The sequence below is a fragment of the Litorimonas sp. WD9-15 genome, assembly GCF_050271975.1.
Lineage (GTDB): Bacteria > Pseudomonadota > Alphaproteobacteria > Caulobacterales > Maricaulaceae > Litorimonas.
Map to the genome: position 1 here is coordinate 482,031 of NZ_CP189850.1, position 17,588 is coordinate 499,618.

A 17,588-nucleotide genomic window follows, 5' to 3' on the forward strand; every position below is an offset into this window, starting at 1 on the left:
AGAGGTCGCTGAACAAAGCGGCCCCTTGTGCGTTAGTTAAATGCACGGCGCAACGATGCGCATCCCTTCCGGACCACGAATGAACGCGGGCGGAAAATTGCCAGATGGCAAAGCAAGTACGATGAAAGAAAGAAAATCTACGTATGTTCGATAAGAAAACAGTCTCAATTGATTGGGCCGGCCGCACGCTGACCCTCGAAACCGGTGGCATGGCCCGCCAAGCCGATGGCGCAGTCTTCGCCACTTACGGCGACACCAAACTCCTCGCGACCGTCTGTGCCGCGAAATCCGAAAAGCCGGGACAGAGCTTCTTCCCGCTGACCGTGAATTACATGGAAAAATTCTATGCCGCGGGTAAAATCCCGGGTGGATATTTCAAACGTGAAGGTCGCCCGACAGAGCGTGAGACGCTGATCTCCCGCCTGACAGACCGTCCACTTCGCCCGCTCTTCCCGAAGGGTTTCAAGAACGAAGTTCAGGTCGTCATCACGGTCCTGCAACATGACCTTGAAAATGAGCCGGATATTATTGGCATGATCGCGGCCTCCGCTGCGCTGACCATTTCCGGTGTGCCCTTCATGGGCCCGATTGGCGCGGCGCGTGTCGGCCTCATTGACGGCGACTATGTTTTGAACCCAACCCTGCAAGAGCTGGAAGAGTCTGAACTCGACCTCGTCGTGGCAGGCACAGAAGACGCCGTTATGATGGTGGAGTCACAAGCGGACGAATTGACCGAGGAGCAAATGCTCGGCGGTGTCATGTTCGCGCATGAGAGCTGTCAGGACGTTATCGATGCCATCATCGAATTGGCCGAAGAATCCGCGAAGCCCGCTTGGGATTTCGTCACACCGGATTACTCCGCCGAGAAGAAAGCCATGAAGAAGATTGCCGAGAAAGGCATCAAGGCGGCCTATAAGAAAACGGACAAGATGGAGCGCCAGGACGCGCTGCGCGATGTTCGCGACATGGCCTCTGCGGAACTTCTGGCATCTGACGACAATCCGGACGGCATGGCCGGAAACGTCTTCTCCGACGTGTTCAAATCCATCGAATCCGAGACTGTCCGCACCTCCGTCATTAAGACGAAGAAACGGATTGACGGTCGTAAGCTGGATCAGGTTCGCCCGATTGAATCACAGGTTGGATTGCTGGAACGTACACATGGTTCCGCGCTCTTCACGCGTGGTGAAACACAGGCCCTCTGTGTCGCGACACTCGGCACGTCTGATGACGAGCAATTCGTCGATCAGCTGACAGGCACGATCAAGAACAAGTTCCTCCTGCACTATAACTTCCCGCCATATTCTGTCGGTGAAGCCGGCCGTATGGGCGGCACATCCCGTCGTGAGCACGGTCATGGTAAGCTCGCCTGGCGCGCGCTTCAGGCCGTTCTGCCAACGCCGGAAGATTTCCCTTACACCATCCGTCTCGTCTCCGAGATCATGGAATCCAACGGGTCGTCCTCCATGGCGACAGTTTGTGGCTGTTCCCTCGCCATGATGGATGCGGGTGTTCCACTGCGTCGTCCGGTGTCCGGTATCGCCATGGGCCTCATTAAAGATGACGCCGGTATTGCGGTTCTCTCCGATATCTTGGGTGACGAAGATCACTTGGGCGATATGGACTTTAAAGTGGCCGGTACGTCCGAGGGCATCACGTCCTTGCAGATGGACATCAAAATCGCCGGTATCTCTGAAGAGATCATGACGACAGCGTTGGAACAAGCCAATGCCGGTCGCCTCCACATTCTGGACGAGATGAATAAAGGTCTCGCCGAGTCTCGTGAAGAAGTCGGTGAATTTGCACCACGGATCGAAACGATGAAAATCCCGGTTGATAAAATCCGCGACGTCATCGGTACGGGCGGCAAGGTCATCCGCGAAATCGTCGACACAACAGGCGCCCGCGTTTCTGTTGAGGATGACGGCACAATCAAGATCGCATCCACGGATAAGAAGTCCATCGATGCGGCCCGCGAATGGATCCACGGCCTGACGGCCGATCCGGAAGCTGGCGCGATCTATAAAGGTAAAGTTGTGAAGGTCGTCGATTTTGGCGCCTTCGTGAACTTCTTTGGCAAAAAGGACGGCCTTGTCCACGTGTCTCAAATCAAACCTGAGCGCGTGAACCACCCGTCCGATTTCTTGGCCGAAGGTCAAGAAGTCTATGTCAAGCTGATGGGCTTTGACGATCGCGGCAAGGTCCGCCTATCGATGAAATTCGTCGATCAGGAAACAGGTCTCGAAATCCCACGCGAAGAAGGCGATGCGTCTGAAGAAGATGATAAGCCAAAGCGCAGTCGTCGCCCACGCAAGCGTCGCGAGGACTAGCCAATAAATCGACACTAAAGTGTCGATTTATGCGATGAGCTGACCCAGTAACGGGTCAGGACTCTATGTTAGATAAAAAGAAAGAAACCCGCTCTCATTTGAGGGCGGGTTTTTTTTATGGACTAATCCGCTTATGGGTCAGGTAATAACATTCCGAAATTTAACATGCATTAATAACCTAAAATAGTTTTTGCCGGGAACCTTGTCATGGTAGGATTGTTCTGCAATCCCTGAGATTATACAAAAAAAAGGGACTTACCGTGAAGCTACAATCAACTATCGGTCTGGCGATTGCCATGGCCTGTCTAAGCGCCTGCGCCACTTCGCCTATGATGGCATCGGATTTCGAAGAAACGCGCGAGAGCGTCTCCGTCGTCCTGATGAAGCCGGATGTCGAAGTCAAATTCGACAAGGTCGGCACGACGGAAACGCGCGTCGACTGGACGGAGCAATCCGAGGCCAATCTGAAAGCCGCCATCATGGCGCATCTGGAATCAACCGGAGAAAGCGTGACGGAGTTCGACACAGCCACCATCAGTCAAGAAGAGCTGGATCAGCTTCTCGCATTGAACGAACAGGTCAGTGTCGCCATGGGTCAACATGCGGTCAGTATCGGCAACACACCTTTTTTGGGTCCATTGCCGCACAAAAAGGATCGTAAGAGAGAACTGGACTATTCCCTCGGCGAAGCCATCGCCCCGATCAAGGCCTCCACAGATGCGGATTACGCTGCCTTCCTCACTTATCGCTCGACAATCGAAAGCGGCGGTTCGTTCCTGACAAAAATCGCGATTGGCACGCTGACGGGTTATACACCTGCGGGCAGTGATTTCCGTGGTACGCTGGTCAGCCTCGTCAATCTGGATGATGGAGAAATTGTCTGGCTGAATTCCAAAGTCGCCGGAAGTATCTTGGCTGGCGATGCCCGCGATGCTGGCAATGCCACAAAAACGATTGCATCCATTATGGATAAAAGCCCTTTCATGGATGAGACTGAATAATGCGCGACACAATCGTCACGCTCGGTCTGACGTCAATATTTCTGCTGAGCGGATGCGTCACCACCGATCAGGGACAGCGAATAGTCGGTGAAAAGGCGACAGACAAGGCGAGCACGGCTGCCATGTTAGAGCTTGAATCGGCTAAAGCAGAAGACACCATTCGACGTTCAGGCGACAGAATTATTGATCCCAATCTTGAACGCTATGTTCAAACCATTGCCGAAGCCAGCGCGGGCGATTTTGGGGAAGAAATCAATGTCTATCTTCTACAGGCACCCGTTTTTAATGCCTTCATGATGCCAAATGGTACGATGGGTGTTTATTCAGGTCTGTTATTGCGCGCCGAAACCGAAGATGAATTAGCCCTCGTTCTGGGTCATGAATTCGGCCACTATTACGAAAAGCATGTAGAGGAAAGATTTGCTGCGGCCAACAATGCGAATATCTTATTTGCAGCGACGGGGTATAGCCTTATTGGGTTAATCGTCGCGGGGGCTGAAATTTCCTCGTTCTCACGTTCTCAAGAGAGCGAAGCGGATAAAATCGGCGCAGAAATTTTGCCTGGAACAGGGTATGACTCAGCGGTGGCCATCCGGCTTTGGGATAATCTTGAAGCAGAAAAAAAGGCCTCATCTATTCGTGCCGTACGTAAACGCGGATCGTCAATTTTTGATACGCATCCAACGAGTCTGGAGCGTCTCGACACCCTGAAAACCCTTGTTGGTGTCGAGGGCCCATTGCCCGAACCTTCCGCAGAGAAGCGGGAAGCTTACCGTGCAATTATCCGGCCCTATCTTCTTACTTGGTTGGAAGATGAAATTGGCCGTCGGGACGCCGGATCCACACTTCATCTTCTGGATCGTCTTGACGCCGTGCCCGGCGATGAGGGTACCTTGCTCTATGCCAGGGCCAGAGTGATTGATCGCGCCCTGTCGAATAAAAGACTGAAGAAAGACAAACTCACACGCAAGCTGATGGAGACATATTCTCCGGAAACTGTGATCGAGTTGCTGGAGGCGTCCACATCGAATGCGGACGCCCCTGCGCAAGCCCATCGCGAACTCGGGAACCGCCTTTACAAGGCTGGTCGTCATACCGAGGCATCCCGTGCATTCCAGGTCTATCTTGATCAAAATCCTGCGGCGAAAGACGCCGCGCTTATCAAATCACTTATGCTAAAGTCGGAAGGCTCCTCATGACATATACACTTAAATCTCTCGCGCTGGCGGCGGCCGCTACAGCGCTTTTATCCGCTTGCGTCTCCATGTCGGCCGTTCCGGCCAATCAACCGTTCAAGGCTGAAACCGCTTTTGAAGTCACACCGTCTGAAAGCTGGACACGCCTGCCCAACGGGTTGAACCCGACCCGTGGATCCGCTCTGACGCAGGACGGGACACCGCTGGGGGCTGTCTATATGGTAACCGTCAAGAATGACAAAGCCATGGTCGACACGGCCGGCGGCTCCGCAAATCTGCCCCGCTATACAACGGGCAGCACACCACTCGAGCAAATCGACTTTCTGACCGCGTCTCTGGAACTGATTGGCTTTTCCAATGTCGAAACATCGGATGTGCGCTCGGAACCGGTTGACGGAAAGACGGGGACGCGCATGGGTCTGAACGGAAAGTATGCCAATGGGCTGAACATGAAAGGCGACGCCGTTCTGGTTGAATCGGATGAGGGTTTAAACGTTCTCGTCTATACGGCTGCCGAGATGGTCTATTATGAAAAATACCGTCAGGCCGCCGAAACCCTCATGGCCTCCATTGATTTGGAATAGGCCTTGACCGGAAACGGTTGGTGTTACCATAAATAATATAGTGCGGGCGCCGGGAGGCCCGCAAATCTTTTGAGGACGGATGCGGTCATCGGCCCCACCGCGCTTCGAGATTTCAAGACCGAATCAAGGCCTGCCAACCCTGTTGGCAGGCCTTGATTTATCAAGCTTTAGCGCCGATATAGCGGCTTCAACACGATACTAACCCCAAGGTTTTACATGATCCCCGGCACGAATTTTAACGACCGTCTGAAGGCGCAAAAAGAGGCGAAACTCGCCATGCTCAAGCGCGCCAAAGAGAAAGAACTCGACCCGGCCGAGAAAGAAAAACTGATGGAAGCCCGCGCGAAGCGCAACGCCGCCCGGGAAGAGCGTGAGAAGAAGCGCCGCGAAGAGCGTAAGCGCAAAGAGGCGGAAGCTGCCGCGCTGAAAGCCGAGGAAGAGCGTAAGAAACAGCTCGCCATTGAAGCCCAGAAGAAAGCGCAGGAAGATCTGAAAAAGGCGCAAAAAGCTCGTCGCGACGCCAAATATGCTGCGCGGAAAAAACGCCGCTAGCTGCACATCAAATTCAAAATTAAATCACGGTCCTGCGGGGCCGTTTTTTATTGGCCATGATTCAGATTGTCATCATCCGGCTTGACCGGATGATCGATTCGCATCGACTTTCGTCAACTGACGAGAGTTTATAATATGGGTTAAACTGAATGCGAATGGATTGTCCGATCAAGTTGGACAATGACAAACCTTCATTATATCTTCCAACCCGTGTGCAACGCCGCGATGCCCGCGCTGTAATCCTGATATTTCACATTCGCGAAGCCTGCGTCTTTTACCATCTCCGCAAATTGTTCCTGTTTAGGGAATTTGCGAATGGATTCGACGAGATATTGATAGCTGTCGCGATCGCCTGCGAGAACCTGACCCAAGCGCGGAATGACGGCGAAGGAATAAGCATCATAAAAGGCACGGATAACATTGGCCGGCGGTGTTGAAAACTCCAACACGGCGAGGCGACCACCCGGTTTCAGGACACGCCGAAATTCCCGTAACGCGGCCATGCGGTCCGTCACGTTCCGGATGCCAAAAGCAATCGTAACAACATCGAATTGCGCATCGTCAAAGGGCAGGCATTCCGCATTTCCACAGACCCGCGTAATATCCAACCCCGCATCTTTGACCGGATCAATGCCCGCCAGCAACATCTGGTCATTAATATCGCAGATCACGGCGGAGGCGGGCGCGCCGCCCCGACGTAGGCGCACTTCTTCTGCCGCGCGAATAAAACGCCTTGCAAGATCGCCCGTCCCACCCGCAACATCCAAGAGAGCCTCACCCGGTTGAGGGTTAAGGCGCGTCATGGTCATATTCTTCCAGACGCGGTGAATCCCAACACTCATCGCGTCGTTCATCAGGTCATAATTGGAGGCAACAGAGTCAAAGACGCCTTTGACGCGGCCAACCTTCTCAGCCTCAGGAATGGTTTCAAACCCGAAATCAATCGTCTTGTCAGACATGCAGCAATCCTATTCGGCAGCCTGTAAAGACTGCGGGGTTAAGCTCTTCGGGGCACTAAGCTTTACGCCGGGCGATGTACAGAGATCGCAGTTAAAAGTGCTTGCGCTTTCACCCTGGAAGAAGGCCGTATCCTGACGGAAGGCCCCCACGAGATAGTCAAACACAGCGCGAATTCGCAGGCTGCGTTTAAGGTCCTGATGCGCCACCAGATAGAGAGATTCGAGGTGAACGACCTCGGGCAGAACGCGGATGAGGCCGAGGTCTTTACCAATCACGCCGCACATGGGAAGGACACCGATCCCGTAGCCATGGACCAGCGCCTGATCATAAGCCCAGATGGAATTGGTATTAAATGTGATGCGCTTGGGCGGATGGATCGTGTTTCCGTCATCATCCATCAGCCAGAGCGACTTACCGTCCATGATTTGCGCATTGACGCCATCATGATCCGCCAAATCTTCCAGCGTTTGCGGGACACCATTTTGCTGTAAATATTGCGGAGAGGCGAAGAGACCGAAACCGACTTCCGCCACCTTGCGCCCGATCAGGGAGTTTTGCTCCCCCGGGCTACGCCAACGCAGCGCAATATCGGCTTCACGCTGAGCGAGGTTAAAGCTCTGAAATCCGATGCCGATATCGACCAGCACGTCAGGGTGTTCATTGCGGAATGTTTTCATAACACCCGGCAACCAGCCCGTGCCTAGCCCTTCGGTCGCGGACAGGCGGACAACACCGGACAGCGAATCTTCGAGAGTGGCAGAGGAGCGGTCAATGGCCGAAGCTTCTTCCTGCATCCTGCGGATATGATCGAGCATAGATTGGCCGAAATTTGTCGGGACAAGCTGACCGCTTTCGCGCTTTAAAAGGGCCGTGCCAAAATGGTCTTCTAAGGCCCGTATACGACGCCCAACAGTCGGTTGGCTCATGCCTAAAGCTTTGCCAGCAGCCGTTAAAGAGCCTGCCTCCGCCACAGAGAGAAATATCGGATAATCGGACCAGTTTTTCATACAGATGTGTATATCCGCCCTGCTGATAATGTCAATTCCATTCGAAAATGATTGAAACTAGGGGGAAATGTCAATTAAAGGAGACGAAAATGACTTTGAAAACCAGAAAAACCGCCCTCACCGCCGCTCTGTCCATCATGGCAGCCGGTTCTATCGCATTCATTCCCGCCAGCGCTATGGCCGCCGACCAGACAGAGACAACGAGCCAATTTGAAGTCGCGACGACAACGGATGGTGTCGTGAAATCCGGCGTCAAAGCCTATCGCAAGGGTGATTACGAGAAAGCCATCGCCCTGCACCGTGCGGCCATCAAGGGCAGCATGTCCAAACGCAAGACCGCCGTCGCGCAATCCAATCTTTGTGCCAGTTGGGCCATGATGGGTGATTTGGAGCAAGCCGAGGAAGCTTGCGATACAGCGCTTGATCTGCGCCCGGATTACAAACCGGCGCTGGCTAATAAAGAGCTGCTCAATATCAAGCTCGCCCAGAAATAAGTCCCCCGGACGAAACTGAGAAACCCGCGCCTGAAAAGGACGCGGGTTTTTTTATGTCCTAACCGCGTTCAACCGCAAACGTCAGACCCGCATGGTCTTGCAAACGTTTGATCAGCGCCGTTCCCATGGCAGGCGCGGGCGTCATCACACCGCCGGGACCCTGAACGTCTTTAACAAGCGCTATGGCTGACTCGGCGATCATTTTTGAGGTCGAGCCATAACCCGGATCCTTGTCACCTTTGACAGAGGTAATAATTACACTACCATCTGACGCCGCGCCGACAAACATGACGTCATAAGAGCCGTTTTCGCGCTCTTCCTTGGACGGGCCCTCACCCGGTTTTGGCGGGTTGTCACCAAACGCATTGCTGCTGGCCATGCCCTTTGCGAGTGCCTCACCCTTCTCACCCGGGCCCGTCAGGACCATTTCGCCATATTGAAAGTCCTTGCCATATTTATAGCCGAGGAGTGCATTTGAGCGATGGACATTTTTCGTATTAATACTCGCCATAATAAAAGGCGTCGCCCAAGAGCCAAGATCAACTTCTTCGATAGGCTTGTGAATGGGGGGTTGGTCCACGCCGGCTTCCGGCGAGAGGGAGAACGGGTCCTTCAGCCAGCCGAGAATTTCCGGCTGTTTTTGTGCGCGCTTCATTGTCTCTGCAAAACTCGCAGCGGTCCCGCCGGAGAAGGTCCCCTTCATCCCGCGCACACGACATCGAATACGCGGCAGGACACCTCCATGCGTCTCAATGGCGTGGTTCTGCGTGAATAAGACGCCGAGGTCGAAGGGAATGGAATCAAACCCACAGGAGAGCACAATCCGTGCGCCGGACGATTTGGCCGTTGCGTCACAGCGGTCGATCATGTCCTTCATCCAAGCGGGTTCACCACAGAGATCGACATAATCCGTTCCGTTTTCGGCACAGGCTTTCAGAAGCGGTTCGCCGTAAAGCTGATAAGGTCCAACCGTCGTGATGATGGCTTTGGTCCGCTTCGCCATATCGGCGAGTGTTTCGGGTTTGTCAGAATTAGCGGTTACAATCGCGACTGAGTCGGAGACGCCCATTTCATCTCGGACAGCGGCGATCTTCTCCGCGTTCCGTCCAGCCATCGCCCATTTAATATCTGAATCGCCATATTCAGCTTGCAGATATTCCGCAACGAGCCGTCCGGTAAAGCCGGAGGCACCGTAAACGATAATGTCAAATTCCCGATCACTCATAATTTTTCTCTCTCTTGTTATTGTGGTCAAACATGCTGTGAAATGCGTCCGGCTTCAAGCCCGCACCTTGTCCGGATAATTACAAAACTGCCGGATGGGACAGCTGGTGCACTCAGGTGTGCGGCTCTTGCAGATACGTTTGCCAAAATTCAGCAGCCAGAAATGTGCTTCCGGCTTGGCCCAGTCGGGCGCGCGGGCATCCAGGGACACCGCGACCTGATCCGCCGTCTTGCCCACCGCGATGCCTGTCCGCTGACAGACGCGGCGGATATGCGTATCAACAGCGATATGTTTTTCGCCGAAGACGAAATGCGCAACGATGTCCGCGCATTTTCGACCTATACCGTGAAGTTTCAGCAACTCGTCACGCGTCTGCGGCACGACGCCGTCATGATCTTCCAGCAATTGTTCGCAAAACTTTCGGATGTTTCGGGTCTTCATATTGTAAAGACCCGCCGGACGAATGGCGGTGGCGATCTGCTCATCCGAGAGTTTCAACATCCCTTTGGGCGACCGCGCGAGTTTGAACAAGGCCGTGGTTGCCGCCGCCGTATTGCGGTCCAGCGATTGCGCGGAGAGCATGCAGGAGACGCAGGAGCGGAACGGACTCTTGGCGCGCTTCGGCCCCCGCGACTTGCGGGAGTCGCCCGGCATGATTTCCGAGAGAATACGAATGGCCGTCTCGATATCCTCGAGCGGCATAGGTCTGACTTTGGCCCTTGGCATGGTCTTCATACGCGCCAGAGGCCGGACGGTTTACGGAACAACAGGTCCCGGCGAATGGGCAATGTGGCGCTGCCAGAGGATCAGGACGGGTGCGCCCAGTTCCAAAACCATTCCAATGACCTGCATAGGCTCGGGCGTACCGATATGAAGATAGCTGTAAAGCCGCGCCACGCCGCCGAGGAAGATTGCAATCACAAGCAAACGCAGAACCGTCCCGCGATTGTCTATATCGCCCAGAACCCACCAAATCAGGAGAAAAAGCGAAACGTAGTAAGCTGAGAGATATCGAAATTGATTGTCCAAAGCCGCCGTCACAGGCTCCCCGCCATTTTGTGGAACGGGTCCGCCAAATGCCCCGACTGCCGCAAAGTAAAGCGGGATGAGCGAGAGGATCATTAGAGCAATCTTGAAAGCAGTTCTCATAGCAGTCTCCTAATTCAGTTCCGGATAGGGCATCCGCGCGAGCGCGTCTTCATGTAAACTCGTGACATAGAGCATGCCGTCGTGAAAAATCGCGCCTGTCGCGTCATGGTAAGCGCCGTCCGGATCTTGAAAGGTTCGCAAGACATTTCCACCCGCATCCAACTGCACAATATGACCATAATGTTCCGCCTTGGGCCGCATAGAGGGCGGCAAGCGCATGGCAAGTTTCCGCATGGCGGGCTTTGAGGCATTGGCGTCGAGCCAGTCAGAGCGCGGAGAAATCAGACCGAGTAAGAACGTGCCGTCCGGTCCGCGATTTATATTGTCGGGAAAACCCGGAAGATTCGCAATCCAATCCGTCATAGCGCCTGTTTCAGGATTGATTTTCAAGACCCGATAACGTCCCGTTTCAGTGACGAGAATATCACCATCGGGATGCATGGCCACACCATTCGGGAAGACGAGATTGTCTGCTATGATGGTCGTTTGTTCACTTGCGAGATCATAGGCTAGAACACGGCCCGTTCCTTTGCTTTCCATTATTTCAAGCAAAGATGCTGCCATAGTTGAGCCATTGGCTTGAGCGCCGAATTTTGTCGAAGCATCAGAGAAATAAACAATACCATTTTTGCTGATATCTAAATCATCAGCATAGAGGATAGGCGATCCATTGACTGTGTCAGATAAAGAACGAACAGCTCCACCAAGCTCTAGCAAGCCTTTATGTGCGTCAGCGATGTATAAGAGGCTATCATAGGCTTCGATACCCAACGGCACACCCCCTGTATTAGCAACAACTTTCACCTCTCCTGTATCAGGATCAATGCGTGAAATATCGCCCGTCTGAGATGTAGCAAAGATATAACCATCAAATGCGACTGCATCTTCTGGCCCCGGACTCTCGGGCAGTTCTATCCGCTCCAGATTAACCAAATCACGATTTGGAGCAAAGTCACCCACATAACCCGCATTCTCCGGCGCATCCCAGTTTTCAGGCTCAATTGGAACGGGTGCGAGTGTGAGATAGAGCGCGCCGATACCGAAGAGCGCCATCAAACCTATAAGAGCTTTTCTCATATCAAGCCCTATTCATCCGGTTATCAATCAAATCATCCACGACGCTTGGGTCCGCGAGTGTGCTCGTATCCCCCAGATTGTCGAAACTGTCTTCGGCAATTTTTCGCAAGATACGCCGCATGATTTTCCCGGAACGGGTCTTGGGTAATCCCGGCGCGAATTGGATGAGGTCCGGGCTCGCGATCGGACCAATCTCTGACCGGACATGTTTGACGAGCGCTTTGCGCAAATCCTCATCATCCGCGCTGTCCGGGATGGTCGTGACATAGGCGTAAATCCCCTGCCCCTTAATGTCGTGCGGGTAGCCGACAACGGCGGCTTCAGCCACAGCCGGGTGCGAAACCAGCGCACTCTCGACTTCGGCCGTGCCCATCCGGTGGCCGGAGACATTGATGACATCATCGACTCGGCCCGTAATCCAATAGAACCCATCTTCGTCGCGGCGGCAGCCATCGCCCGTGAAATAATTGCCTGGATAGGCGGAGAAATAAGTATCCAGGAAACGCTGATGATCGCCATAAACGGTCCGCATCTGTCCGGGCCAACTGTCCTTGATAATCAGATTGCCTTCCGTCGCGCCGTCCAACTCGACACCTTCCGCATCGACGAGTGCAGGTTGAATACCAAAGAAAGGCAGGGTCGCACTGCCCGGTTTCATCGGGACCGTTCCGGGCAATGGCACGATCATCGCGCCGCCCGTTTCCGTCTGCCACCATGTATCGACGATGGGGCAGCGTTTCTCACCGACGACATTGAAATACCACTCCCAGGCTTCGGGGTTGATCGGCTCTCCAACTGTCCCGAGGATGCGCAATGAGGAACGGTCCGTGGCTTTCACAAACCCCTCGCCTTCGCGCATCAGGGCGCGGATGGCCGTTGGCGCCGTATAGAACAGCGAGACCTTATGCTTGTCGCAAACCTGCCAGAACCGCGACGCATCAGGATAGCTCGGCACACCCTCGAACATCATAGAAGACGCTCCATTGGCCAGCGGGCCATAGACGATATAGGTATGCCCCGTCACCCAACCGACATCCGCCGTGCACCAATATACATCGTCTTCTTTTAAATCGAAAACATATTCATGCGTCATGGAGGCCCAGACGAGATAGCCGCCCGTCGTATGGAGCACACCTTTCGGTTTTCCTGTTGAGCCCGACGTGTAGAGGATGAAGAGCGGGTCTTCCGCACTCATCGGTTCCGGCGGGCAGTCATCTGACACAGAGTCCAGCGCATCATGCAGCCAGACATCCCGCTTCGCATTCCACGCAATCTCGCCGCCCGTCCGTTTCACGACGAGAACTTTTTTAACAATGCCGGCTTTCACGCAGGCCGCGTCGCAATTATCTTTTAGCGGAATGGTCTTCGTGCCGCGCAGACCTTCATCCGCCGTGATGACATAGTGACTGTCGCAATCCGTGATGCGACCCGCGAGCGCGTCCGGCGAGAAGCCGCCAAAAACAACGGAATGCACCGCGCCAATCCGCGCACAGGCGAGCATGGCGTAAGCCGCTTCCAAAATCATCGGCATATAGAGCGTGACGCGGTCGCCTTTTTTCACGCCCATGGTTTTCAACACATTGGCGAAGCGGCAAACCTCGCCGTGGAGTTGACGATAGGTGACGGTCTTCGTCTCGTCGGGGCTGTCGCCCTCCCAGATCAACGCCGCCTTGTCCCCGCGCGTGTCCAAATGGCGGTCGATGCAATTGGCCGAGACATTCAACACGCCGTCCGCATACCAACGCGTTTGGAAATTATCCGAATCCCAAGAAACATCTTTGGCCTGTGTGTAATCCGTCATCCAATCCAAACGCTGGCCCTGCTCTGCCCAGAAACGTTCAGGGTCGGAGATCGAAGCGGCATACATCTTGCGATATTTTTCCGGGGAGAGATTGGCCTTGGCGGCAAAATCCGCGGGGACAGGATAGGCGGTGTCGGACATGTTTGAGTTTCCCTTGCGCATTTAGGCTTTTCCTTGACGTTAGGAAATGACCGCTCATCTGTCGAGTGACTTGACCGTAGTAAAGAATGAACGTTATTCAGTTATTCTGAATAGCTCTTCAAGGTGAATTTATCCCAATTTTCCAGTCCAAAATTCTAACGTCGTCTGATCGATTTGTGCAGAACCGCGCGGATATGCTCGACCTTATCGCGAAGCTCTCGGAGTTGAACGGGCGGGCGCCTGCGATCTCGGCTTCGAAAAAGGCACGATTTGACAAACGGGGGCAGCTCCTGCCGCGCGAAAGATTGGCGCGATTGCTCGACCCCGGAACGCCATTTCTCGAGATTGGTAATCTCGCGGGTTATTTGCTCGACACAGATGTGGAAGAGAAATCCATTCCCGGCGGGACCATACTCGCGGGCATCGGATATGTCTCCGGTACACGCTGTGCAGTGGTTGTCGATGATAGTGGGATTAAGGCCGGATCTCTGACGACGGCGGGTGGGTATCGTTTGGAGCGGATGCAAGAAATTGCGCTATCACAGAAATTGCCGTTCCTGCATCTTGTGGAAAGTGCCGGCGGCGATCTGCTGAACTATACGGTCGAGAGTTTCATACATGGCGGAACGCTGTTCGCTAATCTGGCACGGCTTTCAAAAGCGGGCCTTCCCGTCCTTGCGATCTTGCACGGCTCCTCAACCGCCGGCGGCGCCTATATGCCCGGACTGTCGGATTATGTGGTGGGGGTGAAAGGGAACGGGAAAGCCTTCCTCGCCGGACCGCCCTTGCTGAAAGCGGCGACGGGTGAAATCGCGAGCGCCGATGAGTTGGGCGGGGCAGAAATGCACGCGACCACATCCGGCCTCGTCGATTATCTGGCGGAAGATGACGCGGAAGCCGTTCTGATACTGCGCGAGGTCGTCGGGCGCTTGAATTGGGCATCTAGAAATGAACGAAATAAATTCGCCGAACCCGTTCTGGACATTGACGATATCGCGGGCATTGTCCCCGTCGATTACCGCATTCCCTATGATGTGCGCGACGTCATCGCACGGATTGTCGATGGGTCGGACTTTACAGATTTCAAATCCGGTTACGGCGTATCCACTGTCTGTATCCAAGCCTCCATTTTTGGGCAGCCCGTCGGCATTCTTTCCAATAACGGCCCGATTGATCCAGACGGTGCGACAAAGGCCGCGCAATTTATTCAGTTGATGGATCAGGTCGATACGCCGCTCCTCTTCCTGCAAAACACGACAGGCTATATGGTCGGGAAAGCCTATGAACAATCCGGCATGATTAAACACGGCGCGAAGATGATACAGGCCGTCACCAATGCCGATGTCCCGCGCATCACCGTGATGATCGGCGCGAGTTTCGGGGCGGGGAATTACGGCATGTGCGGGCGCGGCTATGACCCTGATTTCGTCTTTAGCTGGCCCAACGCCATGACGGGCGTGATGGGTGGAGAGCAAGCCGCGACCGTCATGGAAATCGTCGCCGATGCGCAGGCAGCGCGGGCGGGTGTGACACCGGATGAAAAGAAACGGGCCGCGCAACGAGAAAAACTGACCCAGATTTTCGATTCACAAGCGAGTGCCTTTTATACATCCGGCCACTTACTGGATGACGGCGTGATTGACCCGCGAGATACGCGGAAATTACTGGGGCTTCTCCTAAGTATTGTGACGGAAGGCCGTACCCGCACCGTCAGACCCAATAGTTTCGGGGTGGCGAGACTATGAGTATTCATACCATCCTTATCGCCAATCGCGGTGAAATTGCCTGCCGTATCATGCGGACTGTGCGCGATATGGGCCTGCGCTCCGTCGCCGTTTATTCTAACGCAGACCGCGACGCGCCACATGTGAAACTCGCCGATCAGGCCGTGCCGATTGGTCCCGCGCCTGTGGGTGAGAGCTATCTGGTTATCAAGAAAATTATCGAGGCCGCAAAGACTTCCGGCGCGGACGCTATTCACCCCGGTTATGGGTTCCTGTCTGAAAATGCGGGTTTCGCCAAAGCCTGTGCGGATGCGGGCATAATTTTCATCGGTCCTTCGCCTGACGCCATCGCCCTGATGGGAGATAAGGCCGTCGCGAAACGTCGCATGATCACGGCAGGTGTGCCCTGCGTTCCGGGCTATCAGGGCGAAGCGCAAGATGATGCGCGATTGATAGAAGAAGCCAAGACAATCGGGTTTCCGCTGATGGTGAAAGCCGCAGCAGGGGGCGGCGGTCGCGGGATGCGTTTGGTGGACGAAGCAAGGAGTTTATCTGTCGCCCTGACTGAGGCACGCTCAGAAGCGCTGAACGCTTTCGGGTCAGATATTCTCATTCTCGAACGCGCCATTATCAAACCGCGCCATGTTGAAATCCAAATTTTTGGCGACTCGTATGGGAACATCATCCATCTCGGCGAGCGCGATTGTTCCGTCCAAAGACGACATCAGAAAGTCATCGAAGAATCGCCCTGTCCCGTTATGACGGAGGACTTGCGCAATGCGATGGGAGACGCCGCAGTCAAAGCCGCGCAAAGTGTCGATTATGTCGGCGCGGGAACCGTGGAATTCATGTTGGACGCGGAAAAAAACTTCTATTTTCTGGAGATGAATACCCGCCTGCAAGTTGAACATCCCGTCACGGAATTGGTCACGGGCCTGAACCTCGTCGCACTGCAATTACGCGTCGCGCAGGGTGAGCCGCTTGGCTTGGCGCAAGATGATATTTGGCTCTGCGGGCATGCCATTGAAGCGCGGCTTTATGCCGAAGACCCGACACATGATTTCCTGCCTGCCACAGGAGATATTGCGAGACTTTCTTTTCCTGAAATGGAAGGTTTGCGGGTGGACAGTGGTGTCGTCTCCGGCGGAACCGTCTCACCTTTCTATGACCCCATGCTGGCCAAACTCATCGCGTCGGGCCCGGACCGCGAAACGGCGCGACGGAGCTTAATCCGCGCTTTGGAAGAGACCGTCATTTTCGGCGTCGTCACAAATCGGCAGTTTTTGATTGAGACGCTTCAGCGCGATGATTTTGCATCAGGGCAGGCCACGACAGCCTTTATCGCCGAGAATTTCTCCGAAGATGATTTAGCGCCCATTGAACTCACACATCGCGAAGCCGCCCTCGCCGCCTTGGTTCAACACATAATCAATAGAGAGACCCACGCAGCCAATATTCCGCATCAGTTGCTGGGCTGGTCCAGCGCAACCTCCCTGGCAACGCCCTATATTTATGAGGACCTCTGCGTGGACATCACGAGTCATAGCGCTGATGAGTTCACCGCACAGGTGGGAGAACAGGTTTTTCAGCTTCATTTAATTGAGTCTGATAACAATCGAATAATCGTCAATTGTGATGGAAAAGGGGAAACACTGCGCTTTGCCTCAAACAGTTCCGCACAAATTCACATCTCCTTCGGCGCCCGCCAATTCCATCTCACCAATAAAGTTGCGCTCGCGTCTAAAGCTGCGGATGCGATCGGCGAAGGCGACATCCGCGCCACCATGCATGGCGTGCTGGCGGATATATTTGTCACCACAGGCGATGCGGTAAAAACGGGAGATCGACTCGGTGTCTTAGAGGCCATGAAAATGCGCCATGACATTTTAGCCGATCGCGACGGAACGGTGGAAGAGGTTTTCGCAAAGGCCGGAATGCAAATTGCCGCCAACAGCCCGATTTTAAAAATCGAAAATTAATTAAACAGGAAACCGCTTCCCGCGAGGCAGGCGGTCTGCCAATTCCTGCGCCAAGTCAATATCCGCGGGCACGAGGTCGAGTGCGGGAATTTTATCGGGCCAGAGCCAGCGCGTCGCCTGCCCCTCTTTCGCGCGGACAAAGCCGTCCCACTGGCGGCAGAGAAAAAGCGGCATGAGCAGGTGGAAATCCGGATAGCTGTGCGTGGCAAAACTGAACGGCTGCAGACACCCTTCGCAGGGTTCGACATTTAATTCTTCGAAAAATTCTCGGCGGATGGTTTGTTCCGGTGTTTCGCCAACCTCAACTTTGCCGCCCGGGAATTCCCATTTACCGGCATGGTCTTTGCCGACGGGACGTTGCGCCATCA

At 54.3% G+C, this 17,588-nt stretch carries 16 protein-coding genes; 8 read left to right on the plus strand and 8 right to left on the minus strand.

Annotated elements, in window-relative coordinates:
- Positions 1–143: 143 nt before the first annotated feature.
- The 5 genes from pnp to ACP9M6_RS02365 all read left to right on the plus strand — a co-directional run bounded on the left by pnp (position 144) and on the right by ACP9M6_RS02365 (position 5,663).
- Entirely contained in the window at positions 144–2,330 is a 2,187-nt protein-coding gene (gene pnp / locus ACP9M6_RS02345) for a polyribonucleotide nucleotidyltransferase (RefSeq protein WP_427453100.1), read from the plus strand.
- 260 nt (positions 2,331–2,590) lie between these two features.
- Positions 2,591–3,331, plus strand: a complete 741-nt coding sequence (locus ACP9M6_RS02350; RefSeq protein WP_427453101.1) for a hypothetical protein — start codon at positions 2,591–2,593, stop codon at positions 3,329–3,331.
- On the plus strand, positions 3,331–4,530 hold the full coding sequence (locus tag ACP9M6_RS02355) for a M48 family metallopeptidase (protein ID WP_427453103.1): 1,200 nt from the start codon (positions 3,331–3,333) through the stop codon (positions 4,528–4,530). The genes ACP9M6_RS02350 and ACP9M6_RS02355 overlap by 1 nt, the downstream gene beginning before the upstream one ends.
- Positions 4,527–5,111 carry a hypothetical protein gene (locus tag ACP9M6_RS02360; protein ID WP_427453105.1) on the plus strand — a complete coding sequence of 195 codons (585 nt, stop codon included), beginning with the start codon at positions 4,527–4,529 and terminating at the stop codon, positions 5,109–5,111. Before ACP9M6_RS02355 ends, ACP9M6_RS02360 begins: the two co-directional genes overlap by 4 nt.
- Positions 5,112–5,327: 216 nt before the next feature.
- Positions 5,328–5,663: a DUF6481 family protein gene (locus ACP9M6_RS02365; protein WP_427453107.1), complete on the plus strand. Its 336-nt coding sequence runs from the start codon at positions 5,328–5,330 to the stop codon at positions 5,661–5,663.
- A 194-nt stretch (positions 5,664–5,857) separates the two neighbouring features.
- Here ACP9M6_RS02365 and ubiE read toward each other — a convergent pair whose 3' ends face one another.
- Both ubiE and ACP9M6_RS02375 read right to left on the minus strand, forming a co-directional pair.
- Positions 5,858–6,622, minus strand: coding sequence for a bifunctional demethylmenaquinone methyltransferase/2-methoxy-6-polyprenyl-1,4-benzoquinol methylase UbiE (ubiE, locus tag ACP9M6_RS02370; protein WP_427453109.1), 765 nt, complete (start codon positions 6,620–6,622; stop codon positions 5,858–5,860).
- Between the two features lie 9 nt (positions 6,623–6,631).
- Complete coding sequence (locus ACP9M6_RS02375; RefSeq protein WP_427453111.1) at positions 6,632–7,630, minus strand: LysR family transcriptional regulator; 999 nt, start codon at positions 7,628–7,630, stop codon at positions 6,632–6,634.
- Positions 7,631–7,719: 89 nt separating this feature from the next.
- On the opposite strand from ACP9M6_RS02375, the gene ACP9M6_RS02380 reads away from it, so the two are divergent.
- Complete coding sequence (locus tag ACP9M6_RS02380) at positions 7,720–8,124, plus strand: hypothetical protein (RefSeq protein ID WP_427453112.1); 405 nt, start codon at positions 7,720–7,722, stop codon at positions 8,122–8,124.
- 58 nt (positions 8,125–8,182) lie between these two features.
- Here ACP9M6_RS02380 and ACP9M6_RS02385 read toward each other — a convergent pair whose 3' ends face one another.
- From ACP9M6_RS02385 to acs, 5 genes are read right to left on the minus strand one after another with little or no spacing between them, the layout of a single operon-like run.
- Positions 8,183–9,349 carry a saccharopine dehydrogenase family protein gene (locus ACP9M6_RS02385; protein WP_427453113.1) on the minus strand — a complete coding sequence of 389 codons (1,167 nt, stop codon included), beginning with the start codon at positions 9,347–9,349 and terminating at the stop codon, positions 8,183–8,185.
- 54 nt (positions 9,350–9,403) lie between these two features.
- A complete protein-coding gene (locus tag ACP9M6_RS02390; protein WP_427453114.1) occupies positions 9,404–10,051 on the minus strand; it encodes an endonuclease III domain-containing protein in 648 nt (215 codons plus the stop codon).
- 54 nt (positions 10,052–10,105) lie between these two features.
- Positions 10,106–10,498, minus strand: coding sequence for a DUF4345 domain-containing protein (locus ACP9M6_RS02395; RefSeq protein WP_427453115.1), 393 nt, complete (start codon positions 10,496–10,498; stop codon positions 10,106–10,108).
- 9 nt (positions 10,499–10,507) lie between these two features.
- Positions 10,508–11,575, minus strand: coding sequence for an SMP-30/gluconolactonase/LRE family protein (locus ACP9M6_RS02400; protein WP_427453117.1), 1,068 nt, complete (start codon positions 11,573–11,575; stop codon positions 10,508–10,510).
- 1 nt (position 11,576) lies between these two features.
- On the minus strand, positions 11,577–13,517 hold the full coding sequence (gene acs, locus ACP9M6_RS02405; protein WP_427453118.1) for an acetate--CoA ligase: 1,941 nt from the start codon (positions 13,515–13,517) through the stop codon (positions 11,577–11,579).
- A 131-nt stretch (positions 13,518–13,648) separates the two neighbouring features.
- Here acs and ACP9M6_RS02410 point away from each other — a divergent pair, with 131 nt between their 5' ends.
- Both ACP9M6_RS02410 and ACP9M6_RS02415 read left to right on the plus strand, forming a co-directional pair.
- On the plus strand, positions 13,649–15,262 hold the full coding sequence (locus ACP9M6_RS02410) for an acyl-CoA carboxylase subunit beta (RefSeq protein WP_427454742.1): 1,614 nt from the start codon (positions 13,649–13,651) through the stop codon (positions 15,260–15,262).
- Positions 15,259–17,220 (plus strand): acetyl/propionyl/methylcrotonyl-CoA carboxylase subunit alpha, encoded by a 1,962-nt coding sequence (locus ACP9M6_RS02415; RefSeq protein ID WP_427453119.1) that lies wholly within the window; start codon positions 15,259–15,261, stop codon positions 17,218–17,220. The genes ACP9M6_RS02410 and ACP9M6_RS02415 overlap by 4 nt, the downstream gene beginning before the upstream one ends.
- Here the strand turns inward: ACP9M6_RS02415 and ACP9M6_RS02420 are convergent, their stop codons facing one another.
- Positions 17,221–17,586, minus strand: a complete 366-nt coding sequence (locus tag ACP9M6_RS02420) for a (deoxy)nucleoside triphosphate pyrophosphohydrolase (protein ID WP_427454743.1) — start codon at positions 17,584–17,586, stop codon at positions 17,221–17,223.
- Positions 17,587–17,588: the final 2 nt, after the last annotated feature.